Genomic DNA, 15,956 nt, shown 5'->3' on the forward strand with positions numbered 1-15,956 from the left:
CGGCCGCTCCTTACTTCCGGGCGGCGGTCTGCTCGACCGCGCGCACGATTTTCACGTAGCAGCCGCAGCGGCAGATGTTGCCGCTCATCCACTCCCGGATCTCCTCCGGCGAGCCGGTGTGGCCCTCCTGGATGCAGCCGACACCGGAGACGATCTGGCCGGGTGTGCAGTAGCCGCACTGGAAGGCGTCCTCGTCGATGAACGCCTGCTGCAGCGGGTGGAGTCGGTCGCCGTCGGCCAAGCCCTCGATGGTGGTGACCTCTGCGCCCTCCAGGCGAACGGCCAGCGTCAGACAGGAGTTGACCCGCCGGCCGTCGACCAGCACGGTGCACGCGCCACAGGCCCCGGCGTTGCAGCCCTTCTTGGAGCCGACGAGACCGAGGTGCTCGCGCAGCAGGTCCAGCAGCGACGTGCGGTTGTCGACCGTCACGGTCCGGCGGGTGCCGTTGACCGTCAGGGACACGCGGCTGGAGGGCGGCGCCTCGGCGGCGGCCACCTCCTCCGGGGCCGCGAGGAATGATCCTCCGATCACGCCGCCCGCGACGACCGCACCACCGACCGCCGTGCTGGTGGCGATGAAGGTGCGCCGAGTGGGCGCCGACGAGGACTCGCCGGCGTCGGTGGTGGGTGGAACGGCAGACTCAGGGAGTTCAGTGGACATACGTACGCCTTCGTATCGCGGACGGATCGGCCGTACTCAACAGCGGGACGGGAGACTGGATCGTCGTCACCGCGGGGAACCGGGTAACCGCGCGCCTTGGCAGCGGAGGCCGGTCACTCGGGAGTCTCGCACCACCAGCGACGCTCGTGGCAGGGAGACTTTCCTCCCCCTTTACGCTCCGTCAGGAGCGACTGGCCGACATGATCGGGGGCACTTTCGCGCGGGGAGGCAGAGGCAGGACAGGCCGCGCCGCCTCCCTGGTCGTGGGTGCGTCCGCGTCGCTCACCACTTCGTTGTGCGTGGCGGACCGACCGTCCGCTTCGAGCAGTTCGCCGACACGGCCCTCGTGCGGGACGCCCTGGCGCCCTGAGCAAGCCCCGGTTGCGTGTTCGATAATTGGCCGGAGCTACTGGTTGCGGCTGCGGGGGCCGTTGTACTGCTGGTCGGTGACCGGCTCGGCCCAGGTGGTCTCGGGGGTGCCGTCGCCGGTGCCCTCCCACAGGGCGATGTGCTCCATGAACCGGTCGGGGGCGGCGCCGTGCCAGTGTTCCTCGTTCGGCGGGCAGGCGACGGTCTCGCCGGGGTGGGCCTCGAAGACGGTGCCGTCCCGGGTGCCGATCAGGGCGATGCCGGCAACGACGTGGAGGGTCTGACCGACAGCGTGGGAGTGCCAGTTGGTGCGGGCGCCCGGTGAGAAGCGGACCAGGTTGGCGCGCATCCTGGACGGCTCCTGGCCGGCCACGATGACGTCCCACCACACGTCGCCGGTGAACCAGTTGGCCGGGGCCTTGCTGCTGGGCTGCTGCTTGATGAATTCCATGGTGTCTCTCCAGGGTTGCTGGTGCGCGGAGCGCCCTAACGGGCGACGTAGCCGCCGTCCACGGGGAGAGCGACGCCGACGACGAAGCCCGCTCCGGGGCTGCACAGCCACAGGACCGCCTGGGCGATCTCCTCGGCGGTTCCGAGCCGATTGATGGGCTGGTTGGCTTCGGCCTCGGCGCGGTCGAGTTCTCCCTTGGCGATCATGTCGCTGACCATGGGGGTGTCGATGGTGCCGGGGCAGACGGCGTTGATGCGGATGCCGCGTGGGGCGTACTCGAGGGCGGCGCTGGTGGTCAGGCCGATCACACCGTGCTTGGAGGCGTGGTACGAGGCACGGCCGGGCAGGCCGACGAGGCCGCCGAGGGAGAAGCAGTTGACGATGGCGCCGCTGCCCTGGGCGCGCATGTGCCGCAATTCGTGCTTCATGCAGGCCCACACGCCGCGGAGGTTGACGGCGTTGACGCGGTCGAACCTCTCGGCGGGTTCGTCGGCGGCGTCGCTGGGCGGGATCTGGATGCCGGCGTTGTTGTAGGCCATGTCCAGGCGACCGAAGGTCTCCACGGTGCGGTCGACCGCGGCGGCCACCTGGTCCTCGTCGCTGACGTCGCAGGTGAGGGCGAGGACTTGGTGGCCTGCGCCGGTGAGTTCCTTCGCGGCTGCGTTAGGGCCGCTTCGTCGATGTCGGTGAGGGCGACCGCGGCTCCGGACTCGGCGAAGGCGCGGGCGGTCGCCAGGCCCATACCGGCGCCGGCGCCGGTGACGAAGGCGACCTGGCCGGTGAAGTCGCATGTCGGGTTCATATGGTGTTGTCCCTTCGAACGTTGAGCTGTGGGAGCGCGCGCGTGGTGCCGGGCTGCTTGGCTTCCGCCTTGCCGCGGTGGCACTGCGCCTTGCCGTGGGCCGCCGTCACACGGTTTGGCCGCCGTCGACGACCAGGGCGTGGCCGGAGGCGGCGGTGGCGCAGCCGATGCCGGAGTCGGCTCCGGTCACGAAGGCCGCCTTGCCGGTGAGGGCCGCGTTGGTCACGGTCATGGGCGGAGTCCTCTCGCTTGCGGATACGTCGTCGGGTTCGCACTCGGCAGGACGCGGATCGGGGCTTGGGTCAGTGCTGGGAGGGCACCTGCGCGGGTTCGTCGCGCCGCTCGTGAGTGGGAGCGCTGCTCTGGGCCACGATCCGCCCCTTGTGGGAGGCGCCGTGGACGGCGAGGACGATCAGCGGGAGGAGGGTGAGGGCGGCGATGACGGTGCCGACCAGGGGCGGGCCGGTCAGGCCGAGGGAGGAGTCCAGGGCCGTACCGGCGATCGCCGATCCGGCGGCGACGCCGACGTTGAAGGCGGAGGTGGTCAGCGCCGAGGTGAGGGTAGGTGCGTCGCCCGCGAAGCGCATGGCGAGGGCGGTGACGACCGGGTTGACCGTGAAGCCGGTCAGGCCCATGAGGAAGACGAGGACGGTGACTGTCACCGGGTTGGTGGACAGCGGGATCATCAGGAGCAGAACCAGAGCGGTGGCCGCCGCGGCGGTGATGGTGGTGACCATCGGACGTCGGTCACCCAGGCGGCCGCCTGTGGTGGTGCCCCCCAGGGCGCCCACGCCGAAGGCGATGAGGACGAGCGGCACCGCGCCTTCGGGGATGCCGGCGCGGTCCGTCAGCAGTGGGGCGACATACGTGTACGTCGCCAGCACACCGCCCATGATCAGCATCGCGGCACCGAGCGCCAGCCACAGCCGGCCCTGCCGCAGCGCCCGGACCTCTGCCCTGATGGACACCTCGACGCGCTGCTCCTGTGCCGGGATGAAGCGGCCGATGAACACGGCGGCGAGCCCGGAGAGGACGGCCAGGGCCCAGAAGGGGCCGCGCCAGCCGGTGAACTGGCCGGCGAAGGACCCGATCGGCACGCCGACGACGTTGGCCAGGGTCAGACCGCCGATCATGACACCCGTGGCGCGGGTGGCGTTGTGCGGGCCCGCGGCGGTGGTGGCGACGACGAAACCGACGGACCAGAACGCGCCGGTGGCCAGGGCTGTGACGACGCGGGCGGCGAGGACGATCGTGAAGGAGGTACTCAGGGCGGCGACGAGGTGTCCGAGGCAGAACACGGACAAGGCCAGGATCAGCGTCCGTCGCTGGGGAAGACGCAGGGTCGCCAGGGCCATGGTCGGCGAGCCGATGATCATGCCGATGGCGAAGGCGGTGATCAGCAGGCCGGCGTGGGAGACGCTGACTCCGAGGTCACCGGCCAGTTCCGGCAGGAGGCCGGCGACGACGAACTCGGTGGTCCCCATCAGGAATGTGCCGGCGGCGAGCACCCAGACGACGAAGGGGAGCTTGCCGGGGGTGGTCCCGGACGCGGAAGGCATAGGTGTGGTCTCTCTTTGCGTGGAATTCGGCGGATCATGGTGGCGGCTGAAGCCGTCGCGGCGGACAGTGGACGGCGCGGCCACGTCTTTCACGGTTCCACGGAGCGCACCGGCCGAAAAGGGGAGGATCTCCTCCCCCCTTCGTGCAGGGACGAACGGTGGCGCGGGTCAGGGCGCGGCTTCGATGGTGATCTCGTCGGCGGTGGCGAGCTGCTCGGCGCCGCCGTCGGCCATGTGCCCGAGGATGACCAGGCCGGTCGCGTACGGGGCGTCGCGGTAGTAGGTGGCGAGATGGTTCCAGGGCGCGTAGTAGGCGAGATCACCGACCTGAGGGTCGGCGCCTTCCGGTGCGCCGGTGGTGGACAGCTTCCGGGGCAGATCGGCGGTCTTCTCGGCTTGGTTGAAGTCGCTCACAGACAGGGTGAGAGGGAGCTGGGCGGCGAAGTCGCGGGCGGTGGGGCTGTCGTTCAGGGTGGCGTCGATGCGGTGGCCGTTGATGGTGAGCCGGATGTTCATGGCGGTAGTCCTAGCGGACGGTGAGGTGATGGCCGGGGCTGTCGAAGCCTGCGGCAACGGGGGCTTCGATGAGGAGGATGGGGAGTCGTTGGTGCAGGCGGTCGCAGCCAGCAGCAGGGCGGTGGCCATGACCACGCGGGCGAGGGTGCGCAGGGGTGCCGGGTTCACGAGTTCGTCCAGGGGATTAGTCAGGCAGGGGCTCGGCGTAGTGGCGGAAGCCGTCCCGCCGCTGGTGGATGTCGAGCAGGCGCTGGGCCAGGACGTCGGGGCTGTTGTGCTCGGCGTCGGGCCGGATGGCTCCCGGGATGATCAGCTGCGCCGCGTGGATGTTCTCCGGGGCGAGCGCATCGTGCAGCATGCGGGCGTAGGCGCTCTCGGCGGCGAAGGCGACCGAGGTGCCGGCGACCTTCGGGTTGGGACGTACGGCGCTGGAGCCGTTGACGAACAGCACGGTGCCGCGGCCGAGTTCGCGCATGCCGGGCAGGACGGCGTTCACGGCGGTGACCGGGCCCTTGACGGAGAAGGACAGGGGCGCGTCCAGGTCGTCGGCGCTCGTGTCGAGGACCGGCTTCATGAAGTCGGCGCGGGGCACGGGGCTGTACTGGAGAATCTCGACGGTGCCCAGGTCGGCCGCGGCTGCGTACAGGGCCGAGGTCAGGGACTCGATGTCGAGGACATCGGCCGTGTAGCCGCGCGCCTGGACGTCGTCACGGGCCAGTTCGGCGGTCAGGCCGTCCAGCTTCTCCGCGTCGCGGGCGATGAGGGCGACGGTGTGGCCTGCGGCTCCGAAGCGGCGGGCGGTGGCAAGTCCGAGACCGGGTCCGGCACCGATGAGGGCGAAGGTCGTCATGGTCAGTCCTTGTGCGAGCGGGGGGTGGGTCGCCGGTCCTGGGGCCGCACCGCGTCGGTGCGGCCCCGGGTGTGGACGCGTCTGCGCTCAGGGCTTGAGGAGGGCCTTGATGGCGCGGCGCTCGTCCATCGCCTGGTAGCCCTCGGCGACCTGGTCGAGGGGCAGGGTGAGGTCGAAGACCTTGCCCGGGTTGATCCGGCCGGAAAGGACCCGGTCGATCAGGTCGGGCAGGTAGCGGCGCACGGGGGCGGGGCCGCCGCGCAGACCGACGTGCGAGAAGAACAGCTCCTGGCCGTCGACGGCCACGTCGTGCGGCACGCCGACGAAGCCGACGTTGCCGCCGGGCCGGGTGGAGTGCAGGGCCTGGCGCATGGACTCGGCGGTGCCGACGCACTCCAGCACGGAGTCGGCGCCGATACCGCCGGTGAGGTCCTTGACGCGGGCGATGCCTTCGTCGCCGCGTTCGCTGACGATATCGGTCGCGCCGAACTCCAGGGCGAGCTTCTGCCGGGACTCGTGCCGTGACATGGCGATGATCCGCTCGGCGCCGAGTTCCTTCGCGGCGATGACGCCGCACAGGCCGACCGCTCCGTCGCCGACCACGACGGCCGTCGAGCCGGGCTTCACCTCGGCGGCGAGAGCGGCGTACCAGCCGGTGCCCATCACGTCGGAGACGGCGAGCAGGCTGGGCACCGCCTCGGCATCTGGGTGCTCGTCGGTGGCGACGAGGGTGCCGTGGGCGTTGGGGATGCGCACGTAGTCGGCCTGGCAGGTGCTCATGAACTCACGGTGCAGGCAGGAGGACTGCCAGCCGCCCAGGCAGTTGGCGCAGGTGTTGTCGGAGGTGGCGAAGGAGCCGACCACGAACTGGCCCGGCCTGACGTTGGCGACCTCGCTGCCCACCTCCTCGACGACGCCGACGTACTCGTGCCCCATCGGGTGCGGGTCGCCGATCGGTTCCGCGCCGCGGTAGGGCCACAGGTCCGAGCCGCACACACAGGTGGCGACCGTACGGATCACCGCGTCGGTCGGGTTGATGATCTTCGGGTCGTCGAGGGTTTCGAAGCGTACGTCGCCGGGGGCGTAGATGACTGCTCCGCGCATGGGGTCTTCCTTCGGTGTGAGGGTCGGTGTGCGGGCAGCCGGTGGTCATGAAAGCGGCTGCTAGATATGGAGCCTCACACGCGAGGGCTGGCGCGAAAAGCGGAGAAATCTATCCTGGGAGGAGAACATCCTGGGAGTAAATTGTCCCCCCTTTCCCGAGTGGAATCGGTGTCATGCTGGGAAGCATGACCGCCAACGTCCCCCTCAATGAGCTGGGAGAATTCCTCAAGAAGCGCCGCTCGGAACTGAGTCCGCGCACGGTCGGGCTGCCCGAGAGCGACCGGCCTCGCCGGGTGGACGGGCTGCGCCGCGAGGAGGTCGCCCAGCTCGCCAGCATCAGCACCGACTACTACACCCGACTCGAACAAGGCCGCATGCAGGCATCGGCCCCGGTACTCGACGTCCTCGCCCGGGTCCTCCACCTGGACGACGACGAGCGCGGCTACCTCTTCCAGCTCGCCGGCAAAACCAGCACCCGCACCAGGCGCCGCAGCCGGCAGAAGGTCCAGCCGCAACTGCAACGGGTCCTGGACGACCTGACCGCCACCCCAGCCATCGTGCAGGGCCGGCGCGGGGACATCCTCGCCTGGAACGCACTGGCCGCCGCCCTGGTCACCGACTTCTCCCACCTCCCGGAAAAGCACCGCAATTATCCCCGGATCATCTTCACCGACCCCGCCATGCGCACCCTGTACGCCGACTGGAAGACCTCCGCGCACATCGCCGTGGCCCAACTGCGCATGGAGGCCGCGAAGTACCCCGAGGACCCCCGCCTGATCGAGCTGGTCGGCGAACTGTCCATGCGCGACAAGCAGTTCGCCCGATGGTGGGGCGAACACCACGTCGCCGCCCGCACCGTGGGCACGAAGACCCTCAACCATCCCGTCGTCGGCGAACTCGTCCTGGACTGGGACACCCTCACCGCCAACACCGACCCCGACCAGAACCTCACTGTCTGGACCGCCGCCCCCGGCTCCCCCACCCACGAACGACTGCGCATCCTCGCCTCCTGGGCCGCCGACCAGCACCTGCCCGCGTCGTCACCACTCACCTGACCCCGTCGGCCGCTTCCACGACTCCGGCGACAGACGGCCGAAGGCGTTCACCGTGCCCCTCAGCCACTCTGACTCTCGCGCCATGAACGGGCGCTTCCCGCGCCTGAGCCGGGCTTTCATTCACCCTCACCCGCCACCGCGCAAAGAGCACCACGATGCACACCCGCACACTCGGCCAGGGCCTCGAGGTCTCGGCGCTCGGCCTGGGCTGCATGGGCATGTCCCAGAGCTATGGCCCAAACCCCGGAGACCGGCAGGACATGATTGGTGTGCTCCGTGCCGCCGTCGACCGCGGCATCACCTTCTTCGACACCGCCGAGGTGTACGGCCCCTACGTCAACGAAGAACTCGTGGGCGAGGCGCTCGCCCCGGTGCGCGACCAGGTCGTCATCGCCACGAAGTTCGGCTGGCGCATCGAGGACGGCACGCCGGTCGGGCTCGACAGCCGGCCGGAACAGATCAAGAAGGTCGCCGACGCCTCGCTGCGCCGGCTGCGCACGGACACGATCGACCTCTTCTACCAGCACCGGGTCGACCCCGACGTCCCCGTCGAGGACGTCGCGGGCGCGGTCGCAGAACTCGTACAGGCGGGCAAGGTACGCCACTTCGGCCTGTCCGAAGCCGCCGCGGCGACGATCCGCAGGGCCCACGCCGTCCACCCTGTGGCCGCCGTGCAGAGCGAGTACTCCCTGTGGACCCGCGACCCCGAGTCCGAGGTGCTGCCCACGCTCGCCGAACTCGGCATCGGATTCGTGCCGTTCAGCCCGCTCGGCAAGGGCTTCCTCACCGGCACCGTCGACACCACGACCGCGTTCACCGAAGGCGACATCCGCACCACCATTCCGCGGTTCAACGAGGACAACCTCGCCTCCAACCGGGCCCTGGTCGACCACGTCGCCACGCTCGCCCGCGCCAGGAACGCCACCCCCGGACAGATAGCCCTGGCCTGGCTCCTCGCCCAGCACCCGTGGATCGCCCCGATACCCGGCACCCGCCGGATCGAACGCCTTGAGGAGAACGCCGGCTCCACCCAGGTCGCTCTGTCCGCCGACGACATGGCCGACCTCGACGCCACGGCGGCCCGCATCGGCGTGCACGGCGACCGCTACAGCGACCAGCACATGCGCCTCGTCGGCAAGTGAGATGATCGCATGCTGGGGACGTTGGTCGAACTCGGAGTCACGAGACGACATAACCGTGACGGGTGAGGACCTCCGGGAGTCAGGGTGGAGCCGTCTGACGGCCTCCCACCGACCTCCAGGAGGTCTTGGCGTCCCACGCTGACGCGGCTCCGAACCCACGTGCCCGTCTGCGGCAGGCACGTACGGTCGCGACGACGTGTGGTTGAGCCCTCTGTGAGGGTAGGGGAAGTCCTTCGTCGCCCTGGGCCGCACCCCCGCCTTGCCCGAGGAGTTCATCCGACAGTTCACCCTCGAAAACGCTGCCCTGCGCGCCGACGGCGAGGGCGCCGCGTACATGTGTCAGTGCGGCGGCGCTGACCCCTCCGATCGAGCCCATGTTCGCGGCGCCTGGCGGGCCCTGCCCCGGCGAGTGGATCTTCACCAGCAAGCTGTTCGTCACGACCCTCGCTGCTGCCGTAACCCGCCTGCGCCCCGACGTGCTGAGCAACGCCGTGGACCCGGGCTGGGTGAAGTTGGTCGAGGGCCGCCCGCGGGTCCCGGACCGGCAGGCGCTGTGCGGGATCTTGTTCGTGCCGCGTACGGGCATCCAGTGGGAGTGCCTGCCGCAGGAGTTGGGCTTCGGCTCGGGCATGACGTGCTGGCGGCGCCTGGCCGCATGGAACGAGGCCGGCGTGTGGGACGAACCGCACCACGCGGAGCGGGCCGCCGACATCCTCCTGATGCTGAGGGACGAGCTCGCCGTCGGCCTGACCTCGACGATCCCGCACGGGTCAGGGCCACCGTTCAGGAGACACTCTCCAGGGTGCTCGGCCAAGGTGGCGCGACGTCGGAACGGGGCGCGACAGCCGGGCAGGGGTGACCGGTTGCACCGCTCGAAGTCTTCCGGCCGTGCGGGTGGGAGTCAGCCTGTCTCGGGTAGCCGTGGCGTGCGCCGCGCCTGTCGGAAGCGGCCGGGGGCCACCCCGAAGGCGCGCTTGAAGGCGTTGGCGAAGGCGAATTCGGAGGTGTACCCGACCCGTCGGGCCACGACGCCCAGGGAATCGTCGCCGGCACGCAGAATTCGTGCCGCCGTGCTCAGTCGCCACCACGTCAGATAGGCCATCGGAGGCTGCCCCACAAGGCGCGTGAACCGCCTCGCGAAGGCGGTCCTCGACATGCCGACACGACGGGCGAGTTCCTCCACCGTCCAGGGGTGCGCGGTGTGGCGGTGGATGTGGTTGAGGGCTGCGGCGACCGGCGGATCGGCCAGGGCGGCACTCCAGCCGGCGGACTGGCTGCGGGAGGTCTCCTCTTCCAGCCATGCGCGAAGGATGTACACCAGCAGCAGATCCAGCAGAGCCGGCAAGGCGGCGTCCGCTCCGGGGCCTGCGTCCTTCAGGTCCGCGCCGAGCAGGTCGACGGAGGCACGTAGCGCCGGGTGCCTGCCGGGGCCGGCGGGAATGTGAATCGCTTCGGGCAGTGCCTGCAGGAGGGGATGTGCCTGTCCCTCGTCCAGTTGGTACATGCCGCACAGCAGGGCCACCCCGCCCGAGCGCTGTCCGGGTTCCGCAGCTGCGTCCGGGAGCGCTTCGCCCCCGTCCGGGGCTGGGTGAGGTGGCAGAAGATCCGCCACCTGATCCGGGGCACTGCTCAGGCCGTGCATGGTTCCGTGCGGCAGGAAGGCGACGTCTCCTGCGGTCAGTAGCTTCGCGGGGCCACTGGGAGCAAGGAACCAGCAACTTCCTCGCAGCACGATGTGAAAGCCCGCGCCCGAATAGGGGCCGAACCGGTTGCCCCACTCACCATCACGCCGGGTCTGGGCGAACATGGCCTGGCCGACCCTCATCGAGGCGATCACATCACTGACGACGTCCATGGGATGACTCTAGCGATCCAGGCTTCCCTGGGACGATGACGTATGGTTCCGGTCCTCAGGCGTATAGGGAGGAGCGGTCAGGACGCCATACCGTCGTGACCAGTAAGTCCCGGACACGACACGATCGGATATCGACCATGCCCGCATTCATCGTCATCGACATCGACGTCACAGACCCCGCCGGGTTCCAGCAATACGTCGCCGGCATAGTTCCGCTCATGGAACGGGCCGGCGCCCGAAGGGTCCTGGCCGCCGGCGACGCTGTTGCCTTGGAGGGAGACTGGAAGCCCTCGATCCTGGTCGTCCTCGAGTTCCCGTCCGAGGCCGCGGTGCAGGAGTTCTGGGACTCGGAGGAGTACCAGCCGCTGAAGGAGCTGCGCCGCAAGTCCTCGACGGTCGCCGGGATCGCTGCGCTGCAGAGCCTCCCCGAGTCCTGACAAGGTCGTGCAGGGCCGTTTGCACGGTCGCGTCCCGGCGGATGCTCCGCCGCGGCCTGTCGGCGGACGCAGTCGGAGAGCTCCGTGGTACAGCTGCGGATGGAGATGGTCCAGTGCCTGGTGAGGGCCCGGGGCCGAGTGGTCAGTGGGTCGACGCTGCCGGACGAGTAGTTCAGCCAGTCCTACGTTGTTGGCAGGTCGGACGAACCGTCGAGAGGTCCAGAGGCCCAGAGACGCCGGGTACGGCCTTCAGCCGGACTCGGCCGCTGATCAAGAGCTGCGAGCCCCTGCGGTGTTTCGCTGAGCAGGACCACGCCGCCGAGGTCGTCCGGAGCGACAGCGCATGTCGAACGACCGGAGGACAGGTGGCCCGGATCTGGGTGGAACGGACATCACCGCCGAACCACCCACGCAGGACGCCCTGAACCTGCTGGCCAGCTGGGCCGCGACCGGCAACGACATCGAGCGGTCCACACCGGCCAACGATTCCGAGCCGGCCGACTCGGCCGAGACACCCGACTGACCTACGAGCAACGCGGGACAAAGGGAGCCGTCAGCGCGGCCGCCGGTCCCGGCGCGATTTCCAGGGTGCCGGGGCCGGCTTCCCACTTCGCGAGGCCCGCAGTGCAGAGCCGGCGGAGACCGAGGGCGGCGGGGTCAGGCTTTCGCCAGCCGCAGCAGAAGCAGTTGTTCCGGGTGGAGGTTGGGGATCTGGATGCCGACGTGTTCCAGGACTGTGCCGGGCAGGGTGATGCCGCCCTTGGTGCACCATGCGGGGGTGCCGCGTTCCATGCCGGGTGCCTGGTCGGCGGGCGGCAGCGGGCGCAGGCGGTAAGTGGCGTTGGGATCGAGGCCGCGCAGTCGTAGCGTGCCGGGCTGGGCGGAGATCGGGGTGGCCATGGCGGTGAGGGCGAAGATGGCTTCCGTGCGGTCGTGGGAGATGACGCCGTGTGCCCACAGGGCCGGGTCGGGGTGGTCGATGCGTACGACGCGTCCGGTGTGCAGCAGCCCGCGCAGCTGTTTGTACAGGGTGATCCATCCGGCCAGTTCGGTGCGTTCGGTCTCGGTTGTGCGGGTGAGGTCCCATTCGATGCCGAGGTGACCGAAGAGCGCGGTGCCCGCCCGGAAGGCCAGGTCGTGGGTGCGACCGGTGGTGTGAGAACGGGCGGCGCCGACGTGCGAGCCGATGAGTTCGGGCGGCAGGAGCAGCTGGGTCCAGCGATTGATCGACTGGCGTTCCAGGGCGTCGTTGCAGTCGCTGGCCCAGACGCGGTCGGTGCGCTCCAGGATCGCGAGGTCGACGCGTCCGCCGCCGCTTGCGCAGGACTCGATCTCCAGGCCGGGGTGGCGTCGGCGCAGTTCGTCCAGCAGGGCGTAGACGGCGAGGGTCTGGGCGTGCACGGCGGGCTCGCCGCCCGGTGCGTGGCCGGCGTCGACCAGTTCGCGGTTGTGGTCCCACTTGAGGTAGGCGATGTCGTACTCGCTGAGCAGGGCGTCGAGCCGCTGCAGGATGTGGGCGTACGCCTCGGGGTGGGTGAGGTCCAGGACCTGCTGGAAACGGCGGTCGGCGGGGGTGCGGCCACCGGTGGCCAGGATCCATTCGGGGTGGGCCCGGGCCAGGTCGGAGTCGGGGTTGACCATTTCCGGCTCGATCCACAGGCCGAACTCCATGCCGAGGCCGCGAACGTGGTCGATGAGCGGATGAAGTCCCGTCGGCCAGACGGTCTCGTCGACGTACCAGTCGCCGAGTCCGGCCCGGTCGTCGCGACGGTGGCGGAACCAGCCGTCGTCCAGGACGAAACGCTCCACGCCGACCTCGGCGCCGCGGTCGGCCAGGTGGGTGAGCCGGTCGAGATCGTGGTCGAAGTAGACGGCCTCCCAGGTGTTGAGCACCACCGGGCGAGGGCGGTTGGGGTGGCCGGGTCGGGAGCGGAGGTGCTCGTGGAAGCGGGCGGAGAGGCCGTCGAGCCCCTGGCCGCTGTGGGAGGCGTACAGCCACGGGCCGCTGTACTCCTCGCCCGGGCCGAGGATGACCTCGCCCGGCAGCAGCAGTTCGCCGGCAGCGATGACCGGACGGCCGGTGGGAAGGCGCTCGGCCAGTACGCGGTGGTTGCCGCTCCAGGCCAGGTGCAGGCCCCATACCTCGCCGGTGCCGAAGCCGAAGCCGGGTGTGCCGGCCGCCAGGACAAGAGGAGCGTCGTGGCCGGTGCGCCCACTGCGAGTCTCGCGCAGCCAGGTGCCGTGGGTGAAGGGCCGGCGCTGCGGGGCGCGTTCGCGGCACCAGCGGCCGGTGAGGTCGAGCAGCTCGGTGGCGGAGTCGGGTACCGGCAGGGCGAGCAGCAGGCCGTTGAGGGTGTAGTTGCGGTTCGGGTCGTCGTTGCGTACGGCGGCTCGCATGCGCACGAGTCCGGACGTGGTGAGTCCGGCTTCCAGTACCAGGCTGAGCCTGGCTGCGGCGTCGGTGGCCCGCACCTTCACGGATTGTGCTGTGGTTTCCAGTTCCAGTGAGTCGCGGGTGAACAGGGGTGACCAGTCGGCTCCCTGACGGTGTCCCGTGAGTCCGGGCTGTCCGGGCCAGCCGGTGCCGTGTTCGGGCAGCAGTGCGGCACGCGGTACGGCGTCGGGGAATCCCGCGATCGGCGGCATGGTGACGGCCTCGGCCAACCGGTGCAGGTCCTGGCGGCTGAGGTCACCGAGGTCGGCGCCCCAGTGCAGAACGGCGGGCAGACCGTTGCCCCGCAGGTCGAGTACCAGGCTCACACCTGCTGCGCGGAGATGAATGATGCCCTCGGCTGCGGCTTCGGTCGGAGTGGTCACGGTGGCCCCTCTCGGCAGTCTCACTACGGGGATCTGTGGGTGTGGCTTCGTCACCCCACCCGGGCTCGACCACGGGGTGAAGGGTCGCTGGCGGCTGCGTGGTCGTCAGATCGGGGGGCGCGCATCAGCGCGAGCGCGGTCAGCGGTACGAGGGTCAGGGCGGCCGTCACCGTGCCGACCAGCGGTGGCCCGGCCTGTCGCAGTGGTGAGGCCAGGGCGATGCCTGCCGCCCAGGAGCCGACGGCGACGCCCACGTTGGACGACGAACTGGCCAGCGCGGAGGCGAGCGTGGGCGCGGAACCGGCGAAGCGCCTGACCAGCGCGCCGAGCACCGGGGAGGCGGCGAACGCGGTCACCCCCATGACCGTCACCAGGACGACGGTCCCCACGGGGCTCGTGGAGAAGAACACCAGCAGGAGCAGGATCAGGCTGGTCGCGGCGGCGGCCGTGATGAGGGTGGCGAGCGGCCGACGGTCACCCAGGCGCCCGCCGACCGTGGTGCCCAGCAGGGCGCCCGCACCGTAGCCGGTCAGGACCAGGGGCACAGCCGCGGCGGGGATCTGGGCCCGCTCGGTGAGCAGGGGCGAGATGTAGGTGTAGGTCGCCAGGACACCTCCCATGAGCAACGCGATGGCACTCAGCGCCAGCCAGACCCGGCCCTGGCGCAGCGCGGCGAACTCAGCCCGGACAGAACGCGCTTCGCGCTGCTCCTCGTCGGGGATGTACCGGCCGATGACCGCCGCCGCGGCGGCCGACAGGGCGGCCAGCACCCAGAACGGCCCCCGCCAGTTGGATACCTGCCCCAGCCACGAGCCCAGCGGTACGCCGGCGATGTTGGCCACGGTCATGCCCCCGAGCAGCATGCCCAGGGCCCGGGACGTCATTGCCGGTCCTGCCGCGGTTGTCGCCACCACTGCGGCGACGCACCAGAAGGTACCTGTGGCCAGTGCGGTCACCACGCGAGCCGCGAGCACGACCGCGAAGGACGGACTGAGCGCGGCGACCACGTGGCCGAGCGCGAAGACGGTGAGCGCGAGGACCAGCGTGAACCGCCGCGGCAGGCGCAGCGTCGCGATCGCCATCGCCGGTGCGCCGACGATCATGCCTGCCGCGAAGGCCGTGATCAGCAGCCCCGCGTGGGACACACTGACGCCCAGATCGTCCGAGATCTCGGGCAGCAGGCCCGCGATGACGAACTCGGTGGTGCCCATCAGAAAGATCCCGGCTGCCAGCACCAGGACGACGAAAGGCAGCTTGGCGGATCGGTCGTCGGTCAGGGGTGGCATCTGAGTGGTGTTCTCTTTCCGGAGCGAACCGCGACTGGCCGCGAGGAGTGCTGACGCCGCACAGCCTCGCACCGGATATCCGTTCTGTGAGGGGGAGGAAATTCTCCCTTGACGGATGCAAAGAGTCCGCGTATGCGAATTTATCCGTCCAACAGTTACTGGGAGAGCGTCAGGAGTGGCGTCCCGCCAGGGGCGTAGCCGGGCAGCGTCGCGGCCTCTCGTGGCGGCGATGGGCCCCACACCGGGGCGTCAGGGCGCGCGTGCCCGCCCTGACGCCGTACGCCGCCCCGGCCCATGCGGTCGGCGCGGCGGAGGATCTCGCCGGGCCGGCTCCGACGCTCATCGATGTCGGCTCGGCGGAGACCTTCCGCAACGAGGACGACGGGCCTACGCAAGCCGGATGGCCAGGCGGGGTGGGCTCCACGAACAACCACCTCCCGAACCGCAACAGTGGCAAGTGCGCCGACGTCTGGTACGCGAGCACCAGCGACGGTGCGGCCGTGAACTCAGGGAACTGCAACTCCGGAACCAACCAGCAGTGGGTGCCCGTCCCCGTCGGATCCGACTACCGGCTGGTCAACGTCAACAGCGGGAAATGCCTGGAAATCCCCGGTGACTCCACCGCCGACGGTGCGACGGCCGATCAGTGGACCTGCGACGGCGGCAAGACCTTCGCCGAAGCGCTGACGGAGGTCGAGGAGTACTTGGAGATGCCGTACCGCATACGGCGCCGCCCCGAATCCTCGTCCGCAGTACGACAACAACTCACCGACGAGGTCAGCAGTTTGCTGGCACGAATGGCCTTCCACCAGGCATGGCTCCAGATCGAGGCCACAACCGTCGCAGGCCCCTACGCAACCCTCGTGGCCACGGCGCGAGCGGAAGCCTGCGCGCAGATGAGCCTCGCCTGGCAGCAGCCACCGATCGACACAGACAGCGGCATGAACCTCGGAATCCCGTACTCCCGGTACCGATCGAACGCGGCCCGAGCCAGGTGCATCGAAGTGATGCGCCGTCACCTCTGAGAATGACGGTGATCTTGATGCCAACTA

The 15,956-nt window shown here is 70.0% G+C and carries 15 protein-coding genes and 3 pseudogenes; 7 read left to right on the forward strand and 11 right to left on the reverse strand.

All coding sequences use genetic code 11. From position 1 onward, the window contains the following. Positions 1-10 precede the first annotated feature (10 nt). Complete coding sequence (locus tag QFZ76_RS06080) at positions 11-661, reverse strand: (2Fe-2S)-binding protein (RefSeq protein ID WP_307672729.1); 651 nt, start codon at positions 659-661, stop codon at positions 11-13. Between the two features lie 271 nt (positions 662-932). Here QFZ76_RS06080 and QFZ76_RS06085 point away from each other — a divergent pair. Further along, positions 933-1,031, forward strand: a pseudogene (locus QFZ76_RS06085) (DUF4440 domain-containing protein); the annotation flags it as partial. 36 nt (positions 1,032-1,067) lie between these two features. Here the strand turns inward: QFZ76_RS06085 and QFZ76_RS06090 are convergent. The 7 genes and pseudogenes from QFZ76_RS06090 to QFZ76_RS06120 all read right to left on the reverse strand — a co-directional run bounded on the left by QFZ76_RS06090 (position 1,068) and on the right by QFZ76_RS06120 (position 6,312). After that, a complete protein-coding gene (locus QFZ76_RS06090; protein WP_307672730.1) occupies positions 1,068-1,481 on the reverse strand; it encodes a cupin domain-containing protein in 414 nt (137 codons plus the stop codon). Positions 1,482-1,516: 35 nt separating this feature from the next. After that, positions 1,517-2,283 (reverse strand): annotated as a pseudogene (locus QFZ76_RS06095) (glucose 1-dehydrogenase). Between the two features lie 106 nt (positions 2,284-2,389). Beyond that, positions 2,390-2,515 carry a hypothetical protein gene (locus QFZ76_RS06100; RefSeq protein ID WP_307672731.1) on the reverse strand — a complete coding sequence of 42 codons (126 nt, stop codon included), beginning with the start codon at positions 2,513-2,515 and terminating at the stop codon, positions 2,390-2,392. Between the two features lie 70 nt (positions 2,516-2,585). Next, positions 2,586-3,842 carry an MFS transporter gene (locus QFZ76_RS06105; RefSeq protein WP_307672732.1) on the reverse strand — a complete coding sequence of 419 codons (1,257 nt, stop codon included), beginning with the start codon at positions 3,840-3,842 and terminating at the stop codon, positions 2,586-2,588. A gap of 168 nt (positions 3,843-4,010) precedes the next feature. After that, the gene (locus tag QFZ76_RS06110) at positions 4,011-4,526 is read right to left on the reverse strand and encodes a cyclophilin-like fold protein (protein WP_307672733.1); all 516 of its coding nucleotides are present in this window, start codon (positions 4,524-4,526) and stop codon (positions 4,011-4,013) included. Between the two features lie 16 nt (positions 4,527-4,542). After that, the gene (locus QFZ76_RS06115; RefSeq protein ID WP_307672734.1) at positions 4,543-5,208 is read right to left on the reverse strand and encodes an SDR family oxidoreductase; all 666 of its coding nucleotides are present in this window, start codon (positions 5,206-5,208) and stop codon (positions 4,543-4,545) included. A gap of 87 nt (positions 5,209-5,295) precedes the next feature. Continuing rightward, positions 5,296-6,312 carry a zinc-dependent alcohol dehydrogenase family protein gene (locus tag QFZ76_RS06120; RefSeq protein WP_307672735.1) on the reverse strand — a complete coding sequence of 339 codons (1,017 nt, stop codon included), beginning with the start codon at positions 6,310-6,312 and terminating at the stop codon, positions 5,296-5,298. Between the two features lie 173 nt (positions 6,313-6,485). Between QFZ76_RS06120 and QFZ76_RS06125 the strand changes: the two genes are divergently transcribed. The 3 genes and pseudogenes from QFZ76_RS06125 to QFZ76_RS06135 form a co-directional block, all read left to right on the forward strand. Next, positions 6,486-7,367 carry a helix-turn-helix domain-containing protein gene (locus tag QFZ76_RS06125; protein ID WP_307672736.1) on the forward strand — a complete coding sequence of 294 codons (882 nt, stop codon included), beginning with the start codon at positions 6,486-6,488 and terminating at the stop codon, positions 7,365-7,367. 155 nt (positions 7,368-7,522) lie between these two features. Next, positions 7,523-8,509 (forward strand): aldo/keto reductase, encoded by a 987-nt coding sequence (locus tag QFZ76_RS06130; protein WP_307672737.1) that lies wholly within the window; start codon positions 7,523-7,525, stop codon positions 8,507-8,509. Between the two features lie 521 nt (positions 8,510-9,030). Beyond that, positions 9,031-9,198, forward strand: a pseudogene (locus QFZ76_RS06135) (transposase); the annotation flags it as partial. A 212-nt stretch (positions 9,199-9,410) separates the two neighbouring features. Here QFZ76_RS06135 and QFZ76_RS06140 read toward each other — a convergent pair. After that, the gene (locus QFZ76_RS06140; protein ID WP_307672738.1) at positions 9,411-10,364 is read right to left on the reverse strand and encodes an AraC family transcriptional regulator; all 954 of its coding nucleotides are present in this window, start codon (positions 10,362-10,364) and stop codon (positions 9,411-9,413) included. A gap of 137 nt (positions 10,365-10,501) precedes the next feature. Between QFZ76_RS06140 and QFZ76_RS06145 the strand changes: the two genes are divergently transcribed. Together QFZ76_RS06145 and QFZ76_RS06150 are read left to right on the forward strand one after the other, a co-directional pair. Next, the gene (locus QFZ76_RS06145; protein WP_307672739.1) at positions 10,502-10,801 is read left to right on the forward strand and encodes a DUF1330 domain-containing protein; all 300 of its coding nucleotides are present in this window, start codon (positions 10,502-10,504) and stop codon (positions 10,799-10,801) included. A gap of 343 nt (positions 10,802-11,144) precedes the next feature. Next, positions 11,145-11,324 carry a hypothetical protein gene (locus QFZ76_RS06150; RefSeq protein WP_307672740.1) on the forward strand — a complete coding sequence of 60 codons (180 nt, stop codon included), beginning with the start codon at positions 11,145-11,147 and terminating at the stop codon, positions 11,322-11,324. Between the two features lie 134 nt (positions 11,325-11,458). Here QFZ76_RS06150 and QFZ76_RS06155 read toward each other — a convergent pair whose 3' ends face one another. Both QFZ76_RS06155 and QFZ76_RS06160 read right to left on the reverse strand, forming a co-directional pair. Beyond that, positions 11,459-13,618 (reverse strand): alpha-galactosidase, encoded by a 2,160-nt coding sequence (locus QFZ76_RS06155; protein ID WP_307672741.1) that lies wholly within the window; start codon positions 13,616-13,618, stop codon positions 11,459-11,461. Between the two features lie 50 nt (positions 13,619-13,668). Further along, complete coding sequence (locus tag QFZ76_RS06160) at positions 13,669-14,904, reverse strand: MFS transporter (protein ID WP_307672742.1); 1,236 nt, start codon at positions 14,902-14,904, stop codon at positions 13,669-13,671. A 260-nt stretch (positions 14,905-15,164) separates the two neighbouring features. On the opposite strand from QFZ76_RS06160, the gene QFZ76_RS06165 reads away from it, so the two are divergent. Then, positions 15,165-15,929 carry an RICIN domain-containing protein gene (locus QFZ76_RS06165; protein WP_307672743.1) on the forward strand — a complete coding sequence of 255 codons (765 nt, stop codon included), beginning with the start codon at positions 15,165-15,167 and terminating at the stop codon, positions 15,927-15,929. Positions 15,930-15,956: the final 27 nt, after the last annotated feature.

Origin of the sequence: Streptomyces sp. V4I2 (assembly GCF_030817655.1) — a bacterium.
Taxonomy (GTDB): domain Bacteria; phylum Actinomycetota; class Actinomycetes; order Streptomycetales; family Streptomycetaceae; genus Streptomyces; species Streptomyces plumbiresistens.

Bases quoted from the DNA above. Each gene is read 5' to 3' on its own strand.
- QFZ76_RS06080 (WP_307672729.1), bottom strand. From the start codon at position 661: ATGTCCACTGAACTCCCTGAGTCTGCCGTTCCACCCACCACCGACGCC.
- QFZ76_RS06090 (WP_307672730.1), bottom strand. From the start codon at position 1,481: ATGGAATTCATCAAGCAGCAGCCCAGCAGCAAGGCCCCGGCCAACTGG.
- QFZ76_RS06100 (WP_307672731.1), bottom strand. From the start codon at position 2,515: ATGACCGTGACCAACGCGGCCCTCACCGGCAAGGCGGCCTTCGTGACC.
- QFZ76_RS06105 (WP_307672732.1), bottom strand. From the start codon at position 3,842: ATGCCTTCCGCGTCCGGGACCACCCCCGGCAAGCTCCCCTTCGTCGTC.
- QFZ76_RS06115 (WP_307672734.1), bottom strand. From the start codon at position 5,208: ATGACGACCTTCGCCCTCATCGGTGCCGGACCCGGTCTCGGACTTGCC.
- QFZ76_RS06120 (WP_307672735.1), bottom strand. From the start codon at position 6,312: ATGCGCGGAGCAGTCATCTACGCCCCCGGCGACGTACGCTTCGAAACC.
- QFZ76_RS06125 (WP_307672736.1), top strand. From the start codon at position 6,486: ATGCTGGGAAGCATGACCGCCAACGTCCCCCTCAATGAGCTGGGAGAA.
- QFZ76_RS06130 (WP_307672737.1), top strand. From the start codon at position 7,523: ATGCACACCCGCACACTCGGCCAGGGCCTCGAGGTCTCGGCGCTCGGC.
- QFZ76_RS06140 (WP_307672738.1), bottom strand. From the start codon at position 10,364: ATGGACGTCGTCAGTGATGTGATCGCCTCGATGAGGGTCGGCCAGGCC.
- QFZ76_RS06145 (WP_307672739.1), top strand. From the start codon at position 10,502: ATGCCCGCATTCATCGTCATCGACATCGACGTCACAGACCCCGCCGGG.
- QFZ76_RS06150 (WP_307672740.1), top strand. From the start codon at position 11,145: ATGTCGAACGACCGGAGGACAGGTGGCCCGGATCTGGGTGGAACGGAC.
- QFZ76_RS06160 (WP_307672742.1), bottom strand. From the start codon at position 14,904: ATGCCACCCCTGACCGACGACCGATCCGCCAAGCTGCCTTTCGTCGTC.